The sequence below is a fragment of the Stutzerimonas stutzeri genome (assembly GCF_002890895.1).
GTDB classification, from domain to species: Bacteria; Pseudomonadota; Gammaproteobacteria; order Pseudomonadales; family Pseudomonadaceae; genus Stutzerimonas; species Stutzerimonas stutzeri_AB.
Genome location: NZ_POUL01000001.1, coordinates 333064 through 356006, shown reverse-complemented (window position 1 = coordinate 356006; position 22943 = coordinate 333064). Strand labels below are relative to the sequence as shown.

The 22943-nt window shown below is 57.6% G+C and carries 17 protein-coding genes and 2 tRNA genes; 15 read left to right on the top strand and 4 right to left on the bottom strand.

What is annotated here, in order from left to right:
* Nucleotides 1-3: 3 nt before the first annotated feature.
* The 7 genes from pal (at nt 4) to nadA (ending at nt 5948) form a co-directional block, all read left to right on the top strand.
* Entirely contained in the window at nt 4-507 is a 504-nt protein-coding gene (pal, locus tag CXK96_RS01640) for a peptidoglycan-associated lipoprotein Pal (protein WP_102834760.1), read from the top strand.
* A 6-nt stretch (nt 508-513) separates the two neighbouring features.
* Nucleotides 514-1341, top strand: coding sequence for a tol-pal system protein YbgF (gene ybgF, locus CXK96_RS01635; protein WP_102834759.1), 828 nt, complete (start codon nt 514-516; stop codon nt 1339-1341).
* A 116-nt stretch (nt 1342-1457) separates the two neighbouring features.
* Complete coding sequence (gene queE / locus CXK96_RS01630; protein WP_102835027.1) at nt 1458-2105, top strand: 7-carboxy-7-deazaguanine synthase QueE; 648 nt, start codon at nt 1458-1460, stop codon at nt 2103-2105.
* Between the two features lie 49 nt (nt 2106-2154).
* Nucleotides 2155-2829 (top strand): 7-cyano-7-deazaguanine synthase QueC, encoded by a 675-nt coding sequence (gene queC, locus CXK96_RS01625; protein ID WP_102834758.1) that lies wholly within the window; start codon nt 2155-2157, stop codon nt 2827-2829.
* A gap of 52 nt (nt 2830-2881) precedes the next feature.
* A tRNA-Lys gene (locus tag CXK96_RS01620) sits at nt 2882-2957 on the top strand.
* A gap of 196 nt (nt 2958-3153) precedes the next feature.
* Entirely contained in the window at nt 3154-4650 is a 1497-nt protein-coding gene (locus CXK96_RS01615) for an acetyl-CoA hydrolase/transferase family protein (RefSeq protein WP_102834757.1), read from the top strand.
* 239 nt (nt 4651-4889) lie between these two features.
* A complete protein-coding gene (nadA, locus tag CXK96_RS01610; protein WP_102834756.1) occupies nt 4890-5948 on the top strand; it encodes a quinolinate synthase NadA in 1059 nt (352 codons plus the stop codon).
* Between the two features lie 61 nt (nt 5949-6009).
* On the opposite strand, the gene CXK96_RS01605 is transcribed toward nadA, so the two are convergent.
* The gene (locus tag CXK96_RS01605) at nt 6010-7440 is read right to left on the bottom strand and encodes a M48 family metalloprotease (protein WP_102834755.1); all 1431 of its coding nucleotides are present in this window, start codon (nt 7438-7440) and stop codon (nt 6010-6012) included.
* Nucleotides 7441-7546: 106 nt separating this feature from the next.
* Here CXK96_RS01605 and CXK96_RS01600 point away from each other — a divergent pair, with 106 nt between their 5' ends.
* On the top strand, nt 7547-7798 hold the full coding sequence (locus tag CXK96_RS01600) for a sulfurtransferase TusA family protein (RefSeq protein ID WP_102834754.1): 252 nt from the start codon (nt 7547-7549) through the stop codon (nt 7796-7798).
* Nucleotides 7799-7817: 19 nt separating this feature from the next.
* Nucleotides 7818-8897: an AI-2E family transporter gene (locus tag CXK96_RS01595; RefSeq protein ID WP_102834753.1), complete on the top strand. Its 1080-nt coding sequence runs from the start codon at nt 7818-7820 to the stop codon at nt 8895-8897.
* A gap of 75 nt (nt 8898-8972) precedes the next feature.
* Here the strand turns inward: CXK96_RS01595 and CXK96_RS01590 are convergent, their stop codons facing one another.
* Nucleotides 8973-9458, bottom strand: a complete 486-nt coding sequence (locus CXK96_RS01590) for a peroxiredoxin (RefSeq protein ID WP_102834752.1) — start codon at nt 9456-9458, stop codon at nt 8973-8975.
* Between the two features lie 14 nt (nt 9459-9472).
* Nucleotides 9473-10036: a glycine cleavage system protein R gene (locus CXK96_RS01585; RefSeq protein ID WP_102834751.1), complete on the bottom strand. Its 564-nt coding sequence runs from the start codon at nt 10034-10036 to the stop codon at nt 9473-9475.
* A 217-nt stretch (nt 10037-10253) separates the two neighbouring features.
* Here CXK96_RS01585 and dapA point away from each other — a divergent pair, with 217 nt between their 5' ends.
* The 4 genes from dapA to CXK96_RS01565 all read left to right on the top strand — a co-directional run bounded on the left by dapA (nt 10254) and on the right by CXK96_RS01565 (nt 13488).
* A complete protein-coding gene (gene dapA / locus CXK96_RS01580; protein ID WP_102834750.1) occupies nt 10254-11132 on the top strand; it encodes a 4-hydroxy-tetrahydrodipicolinate synthase in 879 nt (292 codons plus the stop codon).
* Nucleotides 11133-11170: 38 nt separating this feature from the next.
* Entirely contained in the window at nt 11171-12271 is a 1101-nt protein-coding gene (gene bamC / locus CXK96_RS01575; protein WP_102834749.1) for an outer membrane protein assembly factor BamC, read from the top strand.
* A 135-nt stretch (nt 12272-12406) separates the two neighbouring features.
* Nucleotides 12407-13276, top strand: a complete 870-nt coding sequence (locus tag CXK96_RS01570) for a phosphoribosylaminoimidazolesuccinocarboxamide synthase (RefSeq protein ID WP_102834748.1) — start codon at nt 12407-12409, stop codon at nt 13274-13276.
* A 122-nt stretch (nt 13277-13398) separates the two neighbouring features.
* Nucleotides 13399-13488, top strand: a tRNA-Ser gene (locus CXK96_RS01565).
* Nucleotides 13489-13789: 301 nt separating this feature from the next.
* On the opposite strand, the gene CXK96_RS01560 is transcribed toward CXK96_RS01565, so the two are convergent.
* Nucleotides 13790-15076: a tetratricopeptide repeat protein gene (locus tag CXK96_RS01560; RefSeq protein ID WP_102834747.1), complete on the bottom strand. Its 1287-nt coding sequence runs from the start codon at nt 15074-15076 to the stop codon at nt 13790-13792.
* Between the two features lie 100 nt (nt 15077-15176).
* Between CXK96_RS01560 and CXK96_RS01555 the strand changes: the two genes are divergently transcribed.
* Together CXK96_RS01555 and CXK96_RS01550 are read left to right on the top strand one after the other, a co-directional pair.
* Nucleotides 15177-16151, top strand: a complete 975-nt coding sequence (locus CXK96_RS01555; protein ID WP_102834746.1) for a YadA-like family protein — start codon at nt 15177-15179, stop codon at nt 16149-16151.
* Nucleotides 16152-16245: 94 nt separating this feature from the next.
* Nucleotides 16246-22893 (top strand): VCBS domain-containing protein, encoded by a 6648-nt coding sequence (locus CXK96_RS01550; protein WP_102834745.1) that lies wholly within the window; start codon nt 16246-16248, stop codon nt 22891-22893.
* The last annotated feature ends 50 nt before the right edge of the window (nt 22894-22943 follow it).

Genomic DNA, 22943 nt, shown 5'->3' with positions numbered 1-22943 from the left:
CACATGGAAATGCTGAAATTCGGTAAGTTCGCTGCGCTGGCTCTGGCTATGGCCGTAGCTGTTGGTTGTTCGTCCAAGGGCGGCGACGACTCTGGCGAAGGCTCCACTGCCATTGATCCGAACGCTGGTTACGGTGCTGATAGCGGTGCCGTTGACGGCAGCATGAGCGAAGAAGCTGCTCTGCGCGCTATCACTACTTTCTACTTCGAATACGACAGCTCGGACCTGAAGCCGGAGGCCATGCGCGCTCTGGACGTTCATGCCAAGGATCTGAAGTCCGCTGGCAACCGCGTTGTTCTGGAAGGCCACACTGACGAGCGTGGTACTCGCGAGTACAACATGGCTCTGGGTGAGCGTCGTTCCAAAGCTGTTCAGCGTTACCTGGTTCTGCAGGGCGTATCGCCTGCACAGCTGGAGCTGGTTTCCTACGGTGAAGAGCGACCAGTTGCCATGGGCAACGACGAGCAGTCCTGGGCTCAGAACCGTCGCGTTGAACTGCGTAAGTAATAAGCCATGCTCAAGCACCGTTATGCTCTGACGCTTTTTGTACTTGGTCTGCCACTCTCTGTGGCAGCTCAGGTTCCGGTTGTTGACTATGACTCGCAAGCCCAAGGTGGTGCGGTCGGGTCGGGTTATTCAGCTGGGTCGGATACTGGCGGTGCCTATGTCGGAGGCGGGGCGTCAGCTCCGTCTTCGGCGCAGGGCATGCTCTTCGTGCAGTTGCAGCAAATGCAGGAAGAGATCGCGCAATTGCGCGGGATGTTGGAAGTGCAACAGAATGAAATTCAGCGCCTGAAACAAGAAGGGCTGGAACGCTACCAAGATCTAGATCGTCGCTTGTCGAACGCCTCCACGGGCGGATCGGCCAGTCAGAATTCTTCAGCTGCTGGTGTCATCGATGCCAGTGGTCCGGTACAGGCCCCAAACGGTGGCTCTGCGCCGCAAACGGCGGGCAGTCAATCGGCCGATCCTGAAAAGGAAAAGCTCTATTACGACGCCGCATTTGACCTTATCAAGGCAAAAGACTTCGATAAGGCCAGTCAGGCCTTTGCTGCTTTTCTCCGCAAGTATCCGAGCAGTCCTTATGCGGGTAACGCCCAGTATTGGTTGGGAGAAGTGAATCTCGCCAAGGGAGATTTGCAGGGTGCTGGACAGGCGTTCGCTAAGGTTAGTCAGGCGTACCCTCAGCACAACAAAGTTCCTGATTCGCTGTACAAACTCGCTGATGTTGAATTGCGTTTGGGTAACCGTGATAAGGCTAATGGAATTCTTCGTCAGGTCATTGCCGAATACCCGAATAGCTCGGCTGCGCAATTGGCTCAGCGTCAGTTGAATCGATAGAGCTAAACTTTGCTCCGCTTCAAACCCGCCTATTCGGCGGGTTTTTTCGTTAGAATCGCGCCCCCTTCCCGCAACGGAGGCGGATGGCCTGTTTAGCTGTCACGCCCGTGGCCGATATGCATCCAACTTTAAGAATCTCCGAAATTTTCTACTCGCTGCAGGGGGAGACGCGTACCAGTGGCTTGCCCACTGTATTCGTCCGCTTAACCGGCTGCCCCCTGCGCTGTCAGTACTGCGATACCGCTTACGCCTTCAATGGCGGTGAAGTCATGTCGCTCGACTCAATTGTGTCCCGCATCGCCGAGTATCGACCGCGTTATGTGTGCGTTACCGGTGGTGAGCCGCTGGCTCAGCCGAACTGCATCCCGCTGCTGGAACGTCTATGCGATGGCGGTTATGAAGTATCGCTGGAGACCAGTGGTGCGCTGGACATATCGATGACTGATGTGCGGGTGAGTCGGGTAGTGGACTTGAAAACCCCAGGTTCGGCAGAGGTGGCGCGTAATCACTACGAGAACATTGGTCATCTGACGTCGAATGACCAGATCAAGTTTGTGATCTGTTCTCGCGAAGATTACGACTGGGCAGTATCAAAGCTGATTGAGTACAGGCTGGATGCGCGGGTGGATGAGGTGCTGTTTTCGCCTAGTCACGGGCAGGTGGATGCGCGCGCGCTGGCCGACTGGATCGTCCGCGATAACCTTCCGGTGCGTCTGCAGCTGCAGCTGCACAAAATTCTCTGGAACGATGCCCCAGGGCACTGACCGCCGGTGCGTCCCTGCGGCTCGCAGCGGTATTCGACAGGTATTAATGATGACTGGCAAAAAAGCGGTGGTGCTTCTATCCGGCGGGCTCGATTCAGCGACCGTGGTGGCGATGGCTAAGGCTGATGGTTATGTCTGCTACAGCATGAGTTTCGATTATGGCCAGCGTCATCGCGCAGAGCTGCAGGCTGCGGAGCGGGTGGCGCAACATTTGGGCGTAGTTGAGCACAAGGTTATTGGTATGAATCTCAACGGGATCGGCGGATCGGCTTTGACCGATAGCCGTATCGCTGTGCCTGAAGAGCTAGGAGAAGGAATACCAGTCACCTACGTACCGGCACGCAACACCCTGTTTCTTTCGCTGGCCTTGGGTTGGGCCGAAGTGCTGGGTGCCCAAGATATTTTCATTGGTGTGAATGCAGTCGACTATTCAGGCTATCCGGATTGTCGTCCGGAGTTTGTCGAGGCCTTTGAGCGGCTCGCAAATCTGGCCACCAAGGCGGGCGTAGAAGGGCGCGGGTTTTCCATTCATGCCCCGCTGCAGGACCTGAGCAAAGGCGAGATTATCCAAGCTGGTGAGCGTTTAGGCGTCGACTACAGCATGACCGTTTCCTGCTATCAGGCTGACGAAGATGGGCGCGCATGCGGCAAGTGCGACAGCTGCCGATTGCGTGTAGCCGGCTTCGACGAAGCTGGTGTCGCTGACCCTACGCGCTACAAGTGATTCAAAAAAAACTTGATTTACTCAATCAAATCAGTATCATGCGCTCCGCATCGGGTCGTTAGCTCAGTTGGTAGAGCAGTTGGCTTTTAACCAATTGGTCGTAGGTTCGAATCCCACACGACCCACCAAATTCCCTTAGGGAACCAAAAAGCCGGAGGCCGAAAGGTCATCCGGCTTTTTTATATCCGCAGTTTATAAATTTATAAGAACGAGCGTGCGACACGGTTATTAAGGCCAATTCCTCTACGACCTTGGTATGTGACCCGGCCGTCTTTAAACGTACTAGACTGCGACCTTCCGATTTCACAGTGGTTCGAGGCTCAAATGTATTCTGATCGCATCCGCTTGTCCTCCCTGCATAGCAAGGTCATGAGCGCCGACGAGGCCGCTACCCATGTTCTCGACGGCATGACTGTCGGCATGAGCGGTTTTACCCGTGCCGGTGAGGCTAAGGCCGTTCCCATGGCGCTGATCAAGCGCGCCAAGGAAAACCCACTGAAAATCAGCCTGATCACAGGCGCCAGCCTTGGCAACGATCTCGACGGGCTGATGGCTGAGGCTGGCCTGCTGGCCCGCCGTATGCCGTTCCAGGCAGACGCAGCGCTGCGCAAGGCGATAAACGCGGGCGAGGTCATGTTCATCGACCAGCACCTGTCGCATACCGTCGAACAGATGCGTAACCATCAGATCAAGAAACCTGATCTCGCCATCATCGAGGCTGTTGCGATCACAGAAGATGGTCACATCGTGCCGACCACGTCGGTGGGTAACTCCGCCAACCTGGCTCTGTTTGCCGACAAGGTGATCATTGAGCTGAACATGGCGCACAACCCCAATCTGGAAGGTCTGCACGACATCTACATCCCGGGTGAGCGGCCGAATCGCCAGCCGATTCCACTGCTGAAAGTCGATGATCGCATCGGCACAGGCGCCATCCCGATCGATCCAGCCAAGATCGCTGCTATCGTCGTTACGGACCAGCCTGACTCCTATTCCACTGTCACGCCGCCGGACGACGAGACTCAGGCTATCGCCAACCATCTGATCCACTTCTTCAAGAAGGAAGTCGATGCAGGTCGTCTGAGCAACAGTCTCGGCCCGCTGCAGGCTGGTATCGGCAACATTGCCAACGCGGTGATGTGCGGTCTGATCGATTCGCCATTTGAAAATCTGGTGATGTACTCCGAGGTGCTGCAGGACTCCACCTTCGATCTGATCGATGCGGGCAAGATGGTTTTTGCTTCCGGCTGCTCCATTACCTTGTCCGAGCGCTGCAACAACCGCGTGTTCGGCAACCTGGAAAAGTACAAGGACAAGCTGGTACTGCGTCCGCAGGAAATTTCCAACCATCCAGAGCTGGTGCGCCGTATCGGCATCATTGGCATCAACACCGCACTCGAATTCGATATCTACGGCAACGTCAACTCGACCCACGTTGGCGGCACCAAGATGATGAATGGTATCGGCGGTTCGGGTGACTTTGCTCGTAACGCGCATATGGCCATTTTCGTCACCAAGTCGATCGCCAAGGGTGGCAACATCTCCAGCGTCGTCCCGATGGTCGCTCATGTCGACCACACCGAGCACGACGTCAGCATCCTGGTGACCGAGCAGGGGCTGGCTGACCTTCGTGGCCTGGCGCCGCGTGAACGTGCTCGAGCGATCATCGATAATTGCGTGCACCCGTCCTACCGTGATGCGTTGAACGCCTACTTCGACGCGGCTTGTAAGAAGGGTGGGCAGACGCCACACCTGCTGCACGAGGCAATGGATTGGCACACCAATCTCGAAGAGCGCGGACACATGCTCAAGGGTAAGTGATGCAGAGCCCGCCGATGTAAGTCGGCGGGCTTTTCAGTTCAGGCCAGTATTTTGTTGTTTCCCCATCCGCTTTCACTTTTCTGAAAGCTTCGGCTAGTATTCCGCCCCCTTGGTAACGGCAGGGGTGAAATGCTCGGTCTTTCCTCGCTTCACCTTTCCTTTCGCTACGTCCGTATTCTCGGCCTCGATGGCTATAATCGGCGGCTCGTACACCGCCGTGCTTGCAGGAACCAGCGAACATGACGCAAATACCCGAACGTATTCTTGTGCAGGCTCATCTGGCGGCCAAGCAGCCCAAGCCGCTGACGTCCGAGCAGGAGGCGCAGTTGCGCAGCGATATCGCCGCCGAGTTGAAGCGGCAGAATGCGGTGCTGGTTGCCCACTATTACACCGACCCGGTGATCCAGGCGTTAGCCGAAGAAACCGGCGGCTGCGTTTCGGATTCGCTGGAGATGGCAAGATTCGGCAATGAACATAGCGCGCAGACCGTGGTTGTTGCCGGCGTCAAGTTCATGGGCGAAACTGCAAAAATTCTGAATCCCGAGAAGCGCGTCCTGATGCCGACGCTGGAGGCCACCTGTTCTTTGGATCTGGGTTGCCCGGTCGAGGAGTTCTCGGCATTTTGCGACCAGCATCCAGAGCGTACCGTAGTTGTTTACGCCAACACGTCGGCCGCGGTGAAGGCGCGTGCCGATTGGGTCGTCACCTCCAGTTGCGCCCTTGAAATCGTCGAGAGCCTGATGGATAACGGTGAAAAGATCATTTGGGCCCCCGACAAGCACCTCGGAAACTATGTGCAGCGTGAAACTGGCGCCGACATGCTGTTATGGGACGGTGCCTGCATTGTCCACGAGGAGTTCAAGTCGAAGCAGCTGGAGGACATGAAAGCGCTGTACCCCGATGCGGCTGTACTGGTTCATCCCGAGTCGCCCGAATCGGTGATTGCTCTTGCTGACGCTGTAGGCTCGACGAGTCAGCTGATTAAGGCTGCTCAGACCCTGTCCAATCCGATGTTCATCGTCGCTACGGACCGGGGGATCTTTTACAAGATGCAGCAGCTTTGCCCTGACAAGCAATTCATTGAGGCGCCGACGGCTGGCAGTGGGGCGACCTGCCGGAGTTGCGCTCATTGCCCGTGGATGGCAATGAATACCCTTGAGCGCACGCTGGATTGCCTGCGCACTGGCCGTGACGAGATAACGGTTGATCCGGCATTGATTCCGCGAGCGATCAAGCCGCTCAAACGCATGCTGGAATTCACTCAGGCTGCGCGCATCCGGCAGGCTGGCAACGCCTGACGCAGCTCGCGGGGCCGGCTGTCGGTCTGAGTCGTGCCGCAGCGTTCAGCCGCTGCACGACTCAGCGCAACATGTCCTCCACCATTCGCTTTTCTTCGATCAGCTGCTTTTGCCGGGCATCGATTCGTGCCGCGCTCTGGAAGTTGTCCGAACGACGTTTGGCGAAGTCCAACTGTTCAATCGCCTGATCGTAGTCTCCGACGAGCGCAAAGTATTCCGCGCGAGCTTGATGCAGGCCGATTATGTTGCCGGTGAGCCCGCGGATTTCTGCAACCTGATACCAGATATCCGGGTCCTGCGGCCGGGCGTCCACAAGTGCGTTGAGTTGTTGCTCAGCATCCTGCAGTTTGGTTTCCTTGATCAGCAGATCGATGTTCGCCTGTCGTACCGGGTAATTTCCCGGGTAAAGGCCAAGCAAGGTCTGCATGCGCGCACGCGCAGCGGCGAGTCGGTTAGCGGTGATGTCCAGCTCGATCTGAGCCAGGTTGTAAGTGGCGTCGTCTGGCTCCTTTGCCAGCAGTGGCTCGAGATTCGTCGCGGCTTCCTGCAGCTGGCCACTTTTCATTTGCGCCAGCGCCAAGCCATAGCGCGCCGCGTCGAGGGTCGGGTCGTCGGCCAGCATCGCCCGGAAGCGCTTGGCGCTGACTCCTGGTGTGCTTTCGAACTTCAGCTCCACGCGCGCGCGCAGAAGCTGATAGCGCAGGCTGTCTTCAACTCCGGTGTCGGGGTATTGCTCAGCCCGGTTTTTGGTGTCGGCAATACGTGATTCGGTGACCGGGTGAGTAAGCAGGAACTCAGGCGGCTTCTGGTCGTAACGATACTGGCGCATCAGACGACCAAACATCTCAGGCATGGCGCGGGGGTCGTAACCAGCTCTTTCGAGGTTGATGATGCCTATCCGGTCGGCTTCCTGCTCGTTCTGTCTGGAGAAACGACGCTGAGACTGAATTGCTGCCGCTTGGGTCGAGATGATGGCGGCGATGCCAGCATCGCCCGCGCCAGCTGCAGCAGCAACGACACCAGCAAGCATGGCGGCCATTAGCGGCAGCTGCATACGTTTCTGCGCTTCCAATCCGCGAGCGAAGTGGCGTTGGGACAGGTGGGCCAGTTCGTGCGCGAGTACCGAGGCGTATTCGGCTTCAGTCTGGGCGTGGAGGAACAGTCCGCCATTGACGCCTATGATCCCACCCGGTGCGGCAAAGGCGTTTAGTTGCGGGCTGTCGAGTAGCACGAATTCCAGGCGACGGTCCTGTAGCTGACTGGTCTCGGCCAGGCGGTAGACGCTGCGTTCCAGATAATCCTTGAGCAGTGGATCGGAAAGCTGTGGAACCTGCCCGCGTAACAGGCTGAGCCAGGCTCTGCCCAGCTGGTGCTCCTGCTCTGGCGAGACAATGCCGGAGCTGGAGTCACCGAGCGAGGGTAGGTCATTTGCTATCACCGGCTGGCCGATCAGGCAGGCGAGTGTGAGCAGGGTGGGGCGCAGCAATTTCATCCAGACTGGCTCTTCAAGGCGGGAGCGCTACTGTAGCCTTGTGCTCGGGTCGCTGGCCAGAGCCGGGCGCAGCTCGGTATCCTGCAGCCCTTTCGAGGAGATGAACATGACTCAACAGGGTGCCCCTGGCATGGCCTGCGATGCCGAGCTGGATGCGGTCGGGCTGGACTGCCCGATGCCGTTGCTCAAGGCGAAACTGGAGCTCAATCGGTTGTCCAGCGGGCAAGTATTGAAAGTCACGGCAACAGACCCTGGGTCGCAACGCGATTTTCGTAGTTTCGCCAAGTTGGCTGGTCACACGCTGCTTCACGAAGAGGCGCAAGAAGGGCTCTATCGCTACTGGCTGCGCAAGGCCTGACGGTCGCTAAGGAAGGTATATGCTAAACGTGTTGCGGGGCTGGATTCATCGCTATTTCTCGGACGAGGAAGCGGTGGTCCTTGGGGTGTTGCTGGTGGTCGCCTTTGCGACAGTGCTGACCCTCGGTCACATGCTGGCCCCGGTGATCGCTGGGCTGGTGCTGGCGTACCTGATGCAAGGACTGGTCGGCGCGCTGGAGCGAATCAAGCTGCCGCATCTGGTAGCGGTATGGCTGGTTTTTCTTATGTTCATCGGCCTGCTGACCGTCTGCATTCTATTCCTGGCGCCGTTGATGTGGCAGCAGGTGTTGACGCTGTTCAACGAGTTGCCGCGGATGCTGGTCGAGTGGCAATCGCTGCTGCTTCTTCTGCCTGAGCGCTACCCTCAATTGCTCACCGAAGTGCAGGTATTGCGCGGTATCGATTTCATTCGAGGCGAGGTCGGTCGCTACGGCCAGATCATGCTCACCTCTTCGTTGTCGAGCCTGCCTCTGCTATTGAGCCTGATGATCTACCTGATCCTGGTGCCCATTCTGGTGTTCTTTTTTCTCAAGGATCGCCAGCAGATCAACGACTGGCTCAGTGGTTACCTGCCACACGAGCGTGGGTTGATCACCCAGGTGGCGCAGGAAATGAACGTACAGATTGCCAACTACATCCGCGGCAAGGCGATCGAGATCCTGATTTGCGGGGTGGTGTCGTATGCGGTTTTTGCCGCTCTGGAACTTAATTACGCGGCGTTACTGGCGATGCTCGTCGGGATCTCGGTCGTCGTGCCTTATATCGGTGCGACGGTCGTGACCATTCCCATCGCCTTGATCGGCTTGTTCCAGTGGGGGCTGGGCGACCAGTTCATCTATTTGATGGTGGCCTACGCCATCATCCAGGCACTGGATGGCAACGTTCTGGTACCGCTGTTGTTTTCCGAGGCGGTGAACCTACACCCTGTAGCGATCATTTGCGCTGTGTTGCTGTTCGGCGGCCTGTGGGGCTTCTGGGGCGTGTTTTTCGCGATCCCGCTAGCAACCCTGTTCAAGGCAGTGCTGTACGCGTGGCCGCGTCGGTCGGCTACGGTGCCCGTGGTGGATCACGTCGGGTAGCTGCTGGGCCGTCCGCGCCGGCGGCAATAAGCTGGCAAGTGAAGGCGGGCTCGCGTGTTGTAGCGTTGCTGCCTGCTACGCAGTTTTTTGGCGCTGCTGCAATGCCTGTGCGGCCTGCAGCACAGCTTCGACATGCCCTGGCACCTTCACCCCGCGCCATTCCTGCCGCAGCACGCTGTCAGCGTCGATGAGGAAGGTGCTCCGGTCTATGCCCAGATACTCCTTGCCGTAAAGCTTTTTCAGTTTTATCACGTCGAATAGCTGACAAAGCTGCTCGTCTTTGTCGCAGATCAGCTCGAAGGGAAAGCCCTGTTTGGCCTTGAAGTTTTCGTGGGTTTTGAGACTGTCTCGCGATACGCCGAACACGACCGTGTTGGCGGCGACGAAGGCATCGTGCTGGTCGCGAAAGCCCTGGCCTTGAGTGGTGCAACCCGGAGTGTTGTCCTTCGGGTAGAAATACAGGACCACCTGTTTGCCCTTCAACGCCTCGAGGCTGACCTGTGTATCGCTGGTGGCCTGTGCCTGGAAGGTTGGCACGGGTTGGTCAATGGCAACAGACATAGTGGTTTTCCTACTCAAGGGTTCTGAGGGCGCCAGGGCTCTATCAATGCATCCAGGTTCAAGGCATCGGCGAAATCGAGAAATTGGTCCCGCAGCCAGCTGATCTGCGTGCCAGCCGGCAGCGTCACGGTCATTGTCGCGTTGAGCATGGTGCCGCCCGTTTGCGGTGCCTCATAGGTGTCGCATGTGAGGGCTTCGAGCTCGACACGGTGATCAATAAAAAACTGGCACAACTCGTTGAGGATGTCGGGTCTATAGGCCGAGCTGACATACGCCACATAAGGCAGTGCTTGCGGTCGGGTTTCCAGCGCTTCGCTGCGCACTACATTAGTGGTGAACTCGTGCTTTTTGGCCAAGCCGGGTAGCGCTGTCTCCATTCGAGCAAGCGCGTCCCAGGTTCCGGTGATTTCCAGGACCAAGGCACAGCATTCGCCGTGTCGGGTCAGGCGCGTGCTTACCACGGCGCAGCGATTCTCGTTGCTGGCTCGGCAAAGCACGTTGGTGAGCGCCATCGGGCTACGGCCCATGGCGCTGATGACGAGAAATTGTTCTCGGGGTACTGGTGGGGGGGTGGACATGCAGATTCCTGGCGGTGATGAATCGGTCGGCCAGCCAAGCCGAAAACAGCTAAGGGTAGCGAAAAGCGTCGTCAGTGGGAATGCGTGAACTGGGGGCGACAATCGCCTGCCACTTCGACGCTCAGTCGTTCCGGCGGGTGATGCCTCCAGCGTGCTCGCAAAGCGCTCGGGAGCCTTGTACCATTACGCCTCTCTTTTTCCGGCAGGAGTGGGTTGCATGATTGCGGGCAGTATGGTGGCGTTGGTCACTCCCATGGACGCGCAAGGTGGCCTCGATTGGGATAGCCTGAGCAAGCTTGTCGACTTCCATCTTCAGGAAGGCACCAATGCAATCGTTGCAGTCGGTACCACTGGTGAGGCGTCTACGCTCGAAGTATCCGAGCACATTGAAGTCATCCGTCGCGTTGTTGATCAGGTCAACGGCCGCATTCCGGTAATCGCAGGCACAGGGGCCAACTCCACCCGCGAGGCGGTCGAACTGACTGAAAATGCCAAGCAGGCCGGCGCCGACGCCTGCCTTCTGGTGACGCCGTATTACAACAAGCCGACGCAGGAAGGGATGTATCTTCACTTCCGTCACATTGCCGAAGCTGTAGCGATTCCGCAGATCCTCTACAACGTCCCAGGACGTACCGCCTGTGACATGCTCCCTGAAACCATCGAGCGCTTGGCGAAAGTGCCAAACATCGTAGGCGTCAAGGAAGCAACCGGTGACCTCAAACGCGGTCAGGAGGTGCTTGATCGTGTGGCTAATGACTTCCTTGTCTACTCCGGCGACGACGCTACTGCCGTTGAGCTGATGTTGATGGGCGGCAAGGGCAACATCTCCGTTACCGCGAACGTTGCTCCGCGTGCGATGAGCGAGCTGTGTGCCGCTGCCATTGCTGGCGATGCAGAAAAGGCGCGCGCCATTAATGCGCTGTTGATGCCGCTGCACCAGACGCTGTTCCTCGAGGCCAATCCGATTCCGGTGAAGTGGGCACTGCATGAGATGGGCCTGATACCGGAGGGCATTCGCCTGCCGCTTACCTGGCTGAGCCAGCGTTGCCACGAGCCGCTTCGCGCTGCGATGCGTCAGTCAGGTGTGCTGGCCTGATAATTCAGGTGTACTGGTTTATTAATGAAGGAACATGCATGAAGCGATTGGCCGGCCTCTCGACCTTAGCCTTGATTATCTCTGGAACCAGCGGTTGTGGCTGGTTATGGGGTGAAGACGGATATTTCCGCGACCGTGGCAGCGACTACCTGCAGGCACAACAGGTGCCGCCAATGCAGGTGCCTGGCGATGTCGAGCTGCGCCCGATCGAGCCGCTGCTGCCGATCCCCCAGCAGGTAGCCGACAGCCGCGCGACAGGCGAGTACGAGGTGCCCCGTCCGCAACGTCTGGTCGCCGCCGAAGAGGTGAGCGAGTACAGCCTGCAGACTTCCGAAGATGCGCGTTGGCTTGTTGCAATGCGAGCGCCTTCGCAGGTATGGGCGTCAGCCCGTCAGTTCTTTACCGACAATGGCTTCCAGATTGCCGAAGAGCGACCGCAGACTGGTGAGTTTGTCACAGCCTGGCAGACCCGTGATCAGCTCGTGCCGGCGCTGGTTCGCAATCTTGGACTGGGTGAAGGCGAGACCCGCGTCCGGGTTCGCGTCGAGCCAGGTGTTCAGCGTGATACCAGTGAAATCTTCTTGGTCAGCGTTCAACGTCCCGCCGGCAGCAGTGCCGATGTTGCCTGGCCGGACGCGCCGGTGAATGCTGAGCGCGATCGAGTACTGCTCGATGAGCTGCAGGCAGGGCTGAACAGCAGCACTGTCGAAGGTGGCTCAGCCTCGCTGCTGGCTGAGCGCGAGTATGACGCGCCAAGCCGTGTGACGCTGAGTGAGGCCGGTAGCGGCGAGCCGGTGCTGCAGCTCGATACGGACTTCAACCGTGGTTGGTCGAGTATCGGTCGCGCGCTGGCGGCGAGCGATATTCTCGTCGAGGACCTTGATCGAAGCCTCGGCGTCTACTACATCAACCTGTCGGAAGGTGCGGCGAACCCGGATGAGAAACCTGGTTTCTTCTCCGGGCTCTTCGGCGGAGCGCCTGACCGCGAAGAGATCGAGGCCCGCGCCGAGCGCTATCAGGTACGCGTAACTGATGTGGGCGGCAAGGTTCAGGTCACCCTCGACAAGGACCTCGATACCGTTGCTCCGGCTGATGTGTCCCGACGCGTGCTGAGCATGCTCAAGGACAGCCTGGACTGATTCTACGAGACAGTCCGCCCCAATCCATTCAGGCGAAACCTCTCGGTTTCGCCTGTTTCGTTTGATGATTGATCCAGTCGTTGTGTCTGCGCTGTTGCGCAAGCCAGCACAGGTTCGGCAACCGCGAGAAAAGCCATGACCGCTCCCAGCTCCCTGAGCCTGAAAAAAATCTATTCTGGCAAGGTGCGTGATCTGTACGAAATCGACGACAAGCGCATGCTTATGGTCGCTACCGACCGGCTCTCCGCGTTTGACGTGATCCTTGCCGAGCCGATCCCCGAGAAGGGCAAGATTCTTACCGCAATTTCCAATTTCTGGTTCGACAAGCTCGCGCAGCTCGTCCCTAACCATTTCACTGGTGACAAGGTAGAGGACGTTGTGCCAGCCGAGGAGCTGCCCCTGGTTGAGGGGCGGGCGGTGGTGGCCAAGCGACTGAAGCCGGTTGCAGTGGAGGCCATCGTGCGTGGCTATATCGTTGGCTCAGGCTGGAAGGAGTATCAGCGGAGTGGAACCGTGTGCGGGATCCAGCTGCCAGCTGGCCTGAAAGAAGCGGCCAAGCTGCCGCAACCGATCTTCACGCCGTCTACCAAAGCGGCCGTGGGTGATCACGACGAGAACATCTCCTTCGAGCAGTGCGAAGCCATCATCGGTAAAGAGCTGGCGGCGAAGGTGCGCGACACCTCGATCGCGCTGTACAGCGCAGCTGTGGCATACGCTGCGACGCGAGGCATCATCATCGCTGATACCAAGTTCGAGTTCGGCCTCGATGAAAATGGGGTGCTGACGCTGATGGATGAAGTGCTTACGCCTGACTCCAGCCGCTTCTGGCCCGCAGACAGTTACGCTGAAGGCAGCAACCCGCCAAGCTTCGACAAGCAATTTGTCCGCGACTGGCTCGAGTCCACCGGCTGGAACAAGGAGCCGCCAGCCCCGCCAGTGCCGGCTGATGTTGCACAGAAGACTGCCGATAAATACCGTGAAGCACTGACGCGCTTGACCAGCTGATTGGCTGGCGACCAGCGGGGAGTTTGATGCGCTCAGCATCGCTGTCCTGCTACGGCATCGCTAAAAAATCTGCGCAGTTGGGGTTAGACAAAACACACTGAACTGCTATGATGCGCGCCGCTGGAGAGATGCCGGAGTGGCCGAACGGGACGGATTCGAAATCCGTTGAACTGGCAACAGTTCCTAGGGTTCAAATCCCTATCTCTCCGCCACTACATATAGCCTAAGCCCCCGAAACCTCTAAATTTTCGGGGGCTTTTGCGTTTCTGGGGTTTAGTTTTTCCGTCCCTGCCTTCACTGCTGCATCGACGGCCGGGCAATCGCTTACGCGGTAGGCGCCCCGCACTGCCAAAGTATAAATGGGCAGTTGTCGGGCGGTGAAAGCGTTGCGTGTTGGGCAATAGCTAGTGTTCTTATGTTTATAGGAATGCAGCTTCATTCTGTGATACAGACTGGTGGTCATCTGGAGGCCGCATTCAAGGTTCTGGCCTGTTGCGGCATAGCCTATTCAGCTTAAGGGTTAACCGCTGAGGCTTGAATGATGCGGCCATACAGTTGCTCGAGATTTTGCCAGGCAGTGGCTGTCTGAGCGCTTTGTGGACCCGTAAGGCTGTGTGTGACAGCCGCCGAGTGGCGCAGCAAGGCCAGCGCTTCGTTCAAGCGGCCTCTTTGCATTAGAAAAATGCCTAGGTTGGTGCAGCTCTCCGCGACGAGCAGATGGTTTGTCCCAAGCGCATTTTCACGCATGGTCAGCGCCTTGCGTAGCTCGCTCTCTGCAAACTCTAGATCGCCGGTTCGGCTGTAGAGCACGCCAAGACGGTTATGTATATCGGCAGCGCTGGCTGACTGCGGCCCTTGCAGCTGTTGCCTGATTTCCAGCAGCCGGAGTAGTTGGGTCTTTGCAGCCGCGTATTGCTGCTTCTCGGTGAGAACGGTGGCCAAATTGAGCAGCGGACCGGTCAATCTTACCTGGTCGTTAGGTGCGGTGCGCTCAAGCATCGATATGGCGCTTCGGTAGTAACTTGCTGCCTGATCGGGTTGGCCGTTGCGCTGACGCAGAATGCCCAGATTGTTGTAAGCGATGGCCGTTGCTGCTGAGCCCGCCGGATAGAGCCGCTCAAGTATGGTGATCTCCTCGCGGAACGAGCTTTCAGCTTTCGCAGCGTCTATCTGCGTATAGAGCATACCCAAAGCGTGGTGGACCTGCGCCGTAGCTTCGGCATGGGCCCCCAGGCTTTTTTGCCTTAGCTTCAGCGCCCGCAGCAGCAGCGGCTCCGCTTCAGCAAGCTTGTTCTGAAGTTTCAACGCATCAGCAAGCTGAAGCAGCGAAATGGCTTGCAGATGATGATCGCGCCCAAATGCCTTTTCACGCACCGTCAGGCTTGCTCTGTACTGCGCCTCGGCCTCTGCGTACTGCCGCCGCAGCATGTACAAGCTGCCCAGATTGTCATGCGCGCGTGCCAATGCTTCCAACTCCGTCCTTTGGCCGCCCTTGGCCGCCTTCTGCTGGCTACTCAACGCAGCGCTACAGACTGACTGAGCCTTGGCGAGATCCCGCTTACGTAAGAGCGATTGGCACTCAGTGCTCGTCGCGAAAGCGGAGCTGCAGCCCAGGCCCGCGACCGCTGCGAGTAAGACGGCCGCCAGACTACGGCGTGAGGGGAACCAGCTTACCTTTTTTTCCTTGGTCGACGGCTTGGCGGTCGCGCAGGCGCTGGCCGCGTTAACAGTTTGTTTTGGTAGAGAAAATCGCTGCATAAAGCTCTGCCTGGCAGTTTGATGGCGCAATGACATATTCATGGCGTCGTAATGATGTCTGTTAGATATTGAAATGCTGGCATTACGATGCCATATTGGCGACCGAAGCCATCATCTTTTTCTGTAGTCAAGGGACCAGTTCATGCAAAGGCAAGTTTGTAAAGGCAATTCGGAATGCACCCAACCTGTTGCGTATCGCCGCAAATCACTGCTGGCGTGCGCGCTGCTGGCGGTGTTGGCTGGGAATCAGGCGATGGCTGAGGTAATAGTCGGTGACGAAGCTGCTGTCGGTGGCAATGCGATTGAGGTCAGTGACGCCAGTGGTAATACTACCTTCATCGAATCAAGTTCAATTTTGATATTTGACTCTGTTGGTAATAACGTGGTGATTCGCCCAGGTGAAGGCATCTCAGTGTCTGGTGTGGAAGGCACTTCTGTTATTAAGTCCGATGGTACTGACAGCAATATCGCAGGCAATTTGACTGTCCAAGGTGACGTTGGCACGGTCGGTTCTCCGGTTGGTTCTGTTAACAGTACGAATATAAATAACTCGGGCGCTATAAATACTGGCTCGGTGAGCGCATCGGCTGTGAACGGTACTGCCGTGAATAGCGTAACGATCGTCAATAGTGGGGTCATTACTACGAGTACGCTTCAGGCTGACTCCGTCAATGCTACGACTATTAATGGTGGAGCCATCACTGGCTCGCTGAATGCTGCTGGAGAAAAGATTACAAATGTTGCAGCCGGTACTGATGGAACAGACGCAGTGAATTATGACCAGTTGCGTGCCGTACAGAACGGCTACGACAGCCAATACAACGAATTGGCTAACCAAACAAATGCGCGCTTCGACTACATGGAAAACCGTATAGACCGAGTCGAAGAGGTTGCGAACGCGGGTGTCGCGTCCGTCGCTGCCCTTGCTGCAATCCCAGCGCCGGCCCACGGCAAACGCTTCAGTGTAGGTGCCGGTCTTGGTAGCTACAGCAGTGAAAGCGCCGTAGCCGTTGGTTTCCGTGCCGCCATTACAGAGTCGACCTCTGTAACTGCTGGCCTCAGCCGCAATACCGCCTCGAAAACCGCTGCCAACCTAGGCGTCGGTTACAGCTGGTAAAAACCTGATATTAAGGGTGGCGTGTTCTGCGCCGCCCTCTACCTACTTTTAAAGAATAACGCTGGCTCCACTTGTTGGGGCGCTGGAGAACGACATGGCTGTTACGCTCACTACGATGAAACCGCTGGTAGGCGGAATTGAAGATCAGTATTACGCAATCACCTATGCCCGACTGTTGATGAATGGCAATGAGTCGAGCACCGCTGATGGTTTTCTTATTGAGGCCGGCACCTCAGGCTCCCTTTCATATATAGATATGTCTGGGGTTCGCCAGGTTATTGATTTCACAATCGAGCCTGAGCCTGAGGTAGTACTGCGCCTAAATGGTCTTTACATCAACAACGTCAAGGTAAGCGGCAGCGATTCAAAACTCTACTGGCTTAATAATGAAGGCTTTCAGGGCGGAGATGTTACCGCTCTGAACCTGCAAGCAGTCAACACGTTGACCCGTACTTGGGGCAATGGCGAGTTAGGCGGTATCGAAACAAGTGGTACATCCGTTCCAGCTTCGCTTGCCGTGGCAGCTGTCAATGACGCACCGACCACATCCAGTGTAGTACTCGCCCATATTGCAGAAGACAGCGGTGCTCGTCTGATCACTTCGCTTGAACTGCTGGCTGAGGCTGAAGATGCAGATGGGGATCTGCTGACGGTTAGCAACCTGCAAATCAGCTCCGGTGCTGGCCAGCTTGTTGATAACCACGACGGCACATGGATCTACACCCCAGCTCCGGATGACGATACGGCCGTCACCTTCAGCTATTCCGTCTCCGATGGCACCACTAGCGTCGCCGGCACGGCCACGCTTGACATTATTCCGGTCGACGATACTGCGCCTAATCAGCCACCAGTGGTGGCTGCGCCGTTATCCCTTGATGTAGTTGAAGATGGCGAACTTCTGGTCCTGGACCTGCTGCAAGGTGCTACAGACCCCAATGGTGACGCACTGGTAATTACCGCCGGCACCATTACCGTGAACGGGCAGCAAACCGAGACGCTACCACTAGGCTTTGCGCCGGTATCGGAAACGGTTTTAGGCTTCGACCCTTCTGCCTATGACTTCCTGGCGGAAGGTGAAGTATTCACCATCACGCTGAACTACACGATTGCTGACGGAAACGGCGGTTCGGTTAGTCAGGTTGCGACTATCACCGTGACCGGCACCAACGACGTCCCGGTGGCCCTGGCGGCTGTGAATGCCGTTGCCGAAGATGCAACCATTGAAGGCAGCGTTGCTGGCACCGACGCCGATGCAGGCGAAACCGCCACGCTGACCTACGCACTGGTCGGTGAAGCCCCGGCTGGTCTGACCTTCAACGCCGACGGTACCTACACCTTCGATGCGTCGAGCTACGACTCGCTGACTGCTGGCGAGCCGCTGGTGCTGACCATTCCGTTCACCGCGACTGACGCTCAAGAAGCGACCTCTGCGGCGGCGAACCTAGTCATCACCGTGACCGGCACCAACGACGTTCCGGTTGCCCAGGCTGCCGTGAATGCCGTTGCCGAAGATGCAACCATTGAAGGCAGCGTTGCTGGCACCGACGCCGATGCAGGCGAAACCGCCACGCTGACCTACGCACTGGTCGGTGAAGCCCCGGCTGGTCTGACCTTCAACGCCGACGGCACCTACACCTTCGATGCGTCGAGCTACGACTCGCTGACTGCTGGCGAGCCGCTGGTGCTGACCATTCCGTTCACCGCAACTGATATTCAAGAAGCGACCTCTGAAGCGGCGAACCTGGTCATCACCGTGACCGGAACCAACGACGTTCCGGTGGCCCTGGCGGCTGTGAATGCCGTTGCCGAAGATGCAACCATTGAAGGCAGCGTTGCCGGCACCGACGCCGATGCAGGCGAGACGACCACGCTGACCTACGCACTGGTCGGCGAAGCCCCGGCTGGTCTGACTTTCAATGCCGACGGTACCTACACCTTCGACGCCTCGAGCTACGACTCGCTGGCGGCTGGCGAGCCGTTGGTTCTGACCATTCCGTTCACCGCAACTGATATTCAAGAAGCGACCTCTGAAGCGGCGAACCTGGTCATCACCGTGACCGGAACCAATGACGTCCCGGTGGTTGAAAGTGCAATCAGCGAAGCTATATTCGACAATGCAGCCTCGGCACAGATTGACTTGCTGGCTGGCGTTACTGATGTCGACTCGCAATTCCTAGTTGCCAGAGACTTCACCTATAACGTGGATAGCCTTGGCGCAAGCGCTACCCAGCCAGCAGGCTTCTCCATCATTGGCAACACCCTAACCGTAAACCCCAACAGTTACCTGGATCTGGCGAGAGGTGAGTCGACTACGGTGGTCGTCAGCTACACCATAGACGATGCCGATGGAGCAACCGTCGCGCAGACAGCTACTATCACGATCACCGGGGCTAACGAAGCGCCGACGGTTACCGCCGCAATTACCAGCGAAGATGTTGAAGGTGAAACGGTTTACCTGCTGGATCTGCTCGACAACGCAACGGATGCCGAGGGCGATGCGCTGGCCGCCAGCAATATCACCTATACGGTAGATGGGGTTGCGACCGGCAACGAGGGTACTGATGCTCCAGCTGGCATCGTGAAGATTGGCAATGAGTTGCAGGTCGATCCAAGCAGCTCCGTATTCGACTATCTGCAAGCCGGTCAGAAACTGGTCATCGTTGCTTCCTACTCCGTCACTGACGGCTATGAAGGCCCATATGGCGCCGCAGGGTCTGTCCCGCAGACGGCGACAATCACCATCACTGGTACCAATGATGCACCGACTGTGTCGGGCGCAATCAGCAGCGCGGTTAACGAAGGCGCTGAAGCCTACGAGATCGACTTACTACAGGGCCTCATCGATCCGGATGCGGCTGATACGCACATTGTCCAGTCCTTGACCTTTAACGGTAGTGGGGTCGTCCCTGATGGACTGGTGCTCGCAGGAAGCACCCTGATCGTAGACCCGAACTCTTCCGCCTTTGATTACCTTGCCGCGGGTGACCCCCTCAACATCGTGGTGAATTACGTCATCAACGATGGTAACGGAGGTACTGTTGCCCAGACCGCCACCATCACCATCACCGGCACCAACGATGCTGCCGTGATTGACGGTGACGTGAGCCAGTCGGTAGCAGAAACCGATGCCCCGCTGACCCTCACTGGCACCCTGACCAGCACCGATGCCGACAACGTTGACAACAGCTTCACTGCTACCACCATCGTTCGCGGCAACGGCACCTTCAGCATCGATGCTGCTGGCGCCTGGTCGTTCGAGGCCAGCAGTGCGTTTGACGAGCTGAATGACGGTCAACAGGTGCAAGAAGCCTTCACCGTCACCAGCATCGACGGCACCGAGCAGGTTGTTACTGTCACCATCACCGGCACCAACGATGCTGCCGTGATTGACGGTGACGTGAGCCAGTCGGTAGCAGAAACCGATGCCCCGCTGACCCTCACTGGCACCCTGACCAGCACCGATGCCGACAACGTTGACAACAGCTTCACTGCTAACACCATCGTTCGCGGCAACGGCACCTTCAGCATCGATGCTGCTGGCGCCTGGTCGTTCGAGGCCAGCAGTGCGTTTGACGAGCTGAATGACGGTCAACAGGTGCAAGAAGCCTTCACCGTCACCAGCATCGACGGCACCGAGCAGGTTGTTACTGTCACCATCACCGGCACCAACGATGCTGCCGTGATTGACGGTGACACAACCGGCAGCGTAACCGAAGACACAACCACTCCGACCTTGACAGCTACCGGCACCCTGACCAGTACTGACGTCGATGGCACCCCTAATGCCTTCCAAACCGGCGCTGGCGTTGCAGTGGGCTCCACCCTCGGCAGCCTCAGTATTGACGCCAATGGCGCTTGGACCTACAGCGTGGCCAATAGCGCCGTGCAATACCTAGGTGCAAACGCGACCAAAATCGAGCAGTTCACGGTCAAGGCTGCTGACGGCACTGAGAAACTGATCGAGGTGACCATCAACGGCACCAACGATGTGCCTTCGGTTGGTGCGGCGCTGATTACCTCCGACTTTGAAGGCAATGGCGTTTACACCCTCAACCTGCTGCTTGGGACAAGCGATGTCGACACCAACGACACCCTCAGCGTCAGCAACGCCACCTATACAGTCGGCGGGGCTGCAACGGGTAATGGTGGTACTGACATTCCAACCGGTTTGAGCCTGGCGCCGAGCGGCGTGTTGAGCATCAACCCGAGCTCACCTGCCTTCGATTCCTTGGGTCAAGGCGAGAGCTTGGTAATAGTCGTTAACTACAAGGTCACCGATGGCATTGCCAGCCCAGCCAAAACCGCGACCATCACAATCAAAGGCACCAACGACCAGCCGACAGTGAGTGGCGCGATCACCAGCAGCAAAGTCGAAGGCGATGCGGCGTACACCATCAACTTGCTGAGCGGCGCGCACGATGTGGATGCCAATGACGTCCTGAGCATTGGGGGTGTGACTTACAAACTGGGCGATGGCGTAGCCAGCAGTTCTGTGCCGACGGGCTTCAGCCTTGCTGGTTCAACACTGACGGTGGACCCTGCCAATGTTGCCTTCGACGCCTTGGCCCACGGCGAGACGCTCAGCGTATTGGTTGCCTATACCGTGCTCGATGGCAAGGGAGGTAGCGTGGCGCAAACCGCGACCATCACGCTGACCGGCACCAACGATGCGCCGGAAATTACCGTGATCGGTAATCCGAACATCAGTGCAGCCAGTGCTAATGTCGTGTTCAACGGCACGCTGCTGGTGTCCGATGCGGATGCCAATGAGCAGCTGACGCTCAGCCTGACGGCTGTTGGCGGCACGCTTGACTTGAGCAACGACTCAGGCGTGACGGTCATCGAAGGCAGCGACAGTGCCGGTGAGTTGACCGTGTTGATTACCGGTACCGCGGCGCAGATAAATGCAGCGCTAAACGGCTTGACGTTCTCTGCAGACGACTCAGGAATAGACGCAGGCCTTTACGTCGAAGTAGTCGACGGCGGAGAAGATGGTGTGACCGGCGCTGCCCAGTACATTGAAATTCCGGTTGCCGGCCCTGACGTGGTGCCTGAGGCAGTCGACTTTGACGGCGGCGAACAGGTAACGGTAGTCAATTATGACCCGGCCACGGTGATTACCATCGCCGGAGTCTCGGCGGCATCAACCAGCGTATCCGTCAGCGGTGCCGGAACAACCATTACTGGTGGCAACGGCGGCGTTCTGTTGCTTGGCGGCTACAGCGGCAATCTGGACGGAAGTTCTATCCAGTTTGCTGATGGTAGCCTGCTCAAAACTGCAACAGCCAACGCATCGTCCGGCTCCACCCTGGTGGGCAGCTCGATTGCTGGCGGCGACTTGCTGATCGGCAGTGACTTCGCTGATGTGCTGCGCGGGCTGGCCGGTAACGACACGCTGCACGGCGGTGCGGGCAACGACACCATCTATGGTGGTAGCGGTGCCGATATCATCAAAGGCGGCGCGGGCAACGATGTGCTTTACGGCGGCGACAACTCTGCCGACGATGGCGCTCAAGATATGTTCGTCTACGACGCAGCGGGAAGCCAGGGCACTGACATCATCGTGGGCTTCAAGGATGGCCAGGACAAGATCGCATTCCAGGGTGCAATGCCTAGCAACATCGAGGTGTCCAGCATCGGCTCTACCGCTGTGGTGACATTGACCGACAACAACAACGCAAAAACGACGGTCAAGCTGTTGGGCATGGCCGGGCTGGTTGACGACAGTGACTTTGTGCTTCTTGGTACTTCCGGCAGCGATCTCCTTAATGGTAACTCGGGCAACAACACCATTATCGGTCTTGCCGGAAACGACACTATCGACGGTGGCGCGGGTGCCGACACCATCTACGGTGGCGCGGGTAACGACATGATTACCGGTCGCGCTGGCGATTCCCTGTACGGAGATGCCGGCAACGATCGGTTCAGCTTCGATGAAGGCGCCAATGTCACGGTGGCCTCGGCAGCCGTGGTGGATGGTGGCGAGGGCAGCGATACCGTATACGCTTGGAACGGCATCGGTGGCGGTAACGTCAGTTTGTCCGACAGTGCTTTCGCCAATGTAACAAACGTAGAAATGCTGACTATGGATGCGGGCGGTACTGCTTCCGTCACGCTCGGAACCAATGCAAACACTGCGTTTGCAGGCGGTATATCGGTGACGAATGGAGTAGCAACTGGGGCGCTGGTGGTGGATGGTTCCGCAGCGACCATCGCCATCAGTGCGATGGGGGGGAATAACAACGACACCCTAACGGGCGGCGCAGGAGATGACGTGCTGGTTGGTGGCGCAGGTAGTGATGAGCTCGTCGGCAATTCAGGAGACGATTTCATCACCGGCGGCCAAGGGGCAGATCAGCTAAATGGCGGTGCCGGCTCAGATACATTTGTGTATCGAGTAACTGGTGACTCTACCGAGAGCCAAATGGACAGCATCGTGGACTTCGAAGTAGGTTCTGACGTCATTGACCTGCAAGGTTTGGTCGTGGGCCATTCCTATTCGGTGTTCAATGGGGGAAGTTCTTTCGGAGGTTTCGCTGACGTTAAGGCTGCGGCTCAGGCGCAACTACAAAATGACAGCTGGCCATTCGTTGGCGGCGATGGAACAGACACCTGGGTGTTCTTCGATGACGGCCATAACAATAGTTTTGATGCTGGCGACACCGTGATCAAACTAGTTGGTATCTCCGATGCTAGCTCTATCAGTGCCGACAACTTCGACTGGGGGCAAACCCTGGTCTAATTTGGCATCTGCACGCCTCCCTCGCAGCATGTAAGGGAGGTTGCTTCAAC

Coding starts and splice junctions, on each gene's coding strand:
- pal (WP_102834760.1), top strand. CDS start 4: ATGGAAATGCTGAAATTCGGTAAGTTCGCTGCGCTGGCTCTGGCTATG.
- ybgF (WP_102834759.1), top strand. CDS start 514: ATGCTCAAGCACCGTTATGCTCTGACGCTTTTTGTACTTGGTCTGCCA.
- queE (WP_102835027.1), top strand. CDS start 1,458: ATGCATCCAACTTTAAGAATCTCCGAAATTTTCTACTCGCTGCAGGGG.
- queC (WP_102834758.1), top strand. CDS start 2,155: ATGACTGGCAAAAAAGCGGTGGTGCTTCTATCCGGCGGGCTCGATTCA.
- CXK96_RS01615 (WP_102834757.1), top strand. CDS start 3,154: ATGTATTCTGATCGCATCCGCTTGTCCTCCCTGCATAGCAAGGTCATG.
- nadA (WP_102834756.1), top strand. CDS start 4,890: ATGACGCAAATACCCGAACGTATTCTTGTGCAGGCTCATCTGGCGGCC.
- CXK96_RS01605 (WP_102834755.1), bottom strand. CDS start 7,440: ATGAAATTGCTGCGCCCCACCCTGCTCACACTCGCCTGCCTGATCGGC.
- CXK96_RS01600 (WP_102834754.1), top strand. CDS start 7,547: ATGACTCAACAGGGTGCCCCTGGCATGGCCTGCGATGCCGAGCTGGAT.
- CXK96_RS01595 (WP_102834753.1), top strand. CDS start 7,818: ATGCTAAACGTGTTGCGGGGCTGGATTCATCGCTATTTCTCGGACGAG.
- CXK96_RS01590 (WP_102834752.1), bottom strand. CDS start 9,458: ATGTCTGTTGCCATTGACCAACCCGTGCCAACCTTCCAGGCACAGGCC.
- CXK96_RS01585 (WP_102834751.1), bottom strand. CDS start 10,036: ATGTCCACCCCCCCACCAGTACCCCGAGAACAATTTCTCGTCATCAGC.
- dapA (WP_102834750.1), top strand. CDS start 10,254: ATGATTGCGGGCAGTATGGTGGCGTTGGTCACTCCCATGGACGCGCAA.
- bamC (WP_102834749.1), top strand. CDS start 11,171: ATGAAGCGATTGGCCGGCCTCTCGACCTTAGCCTTGATTATCTCTGGA.
- CXK96_RS01570 (WP_102834748.1), top strand. CDS start 12,407: ATGACCGCTCCCAGCTCCCTGAGCCTGAAAAAAATCTATTCTGGCAAG.
- CXK96_RS01560 (WP_102834747.1), bottom strand. CDS start 15,076: ATGAATATGTCATTGCGCCATCAAACTGCCAGGCAGAGCTTTATGCAG.
- CXK96_RS01555 (WP_102834746.1), top strand. CDS start 15,177: ATGCAAAGGCAAGTTTGTAAAGGCAATTCGGAATGCACCCAACCTGTT.
- CXK96_RS01550 (WP_102834745.1), top strand. CDS start 16,246: ATGGCTGTTACGCTCACTACGATGAAACCGCTGGTAGGCGGAATTGAA.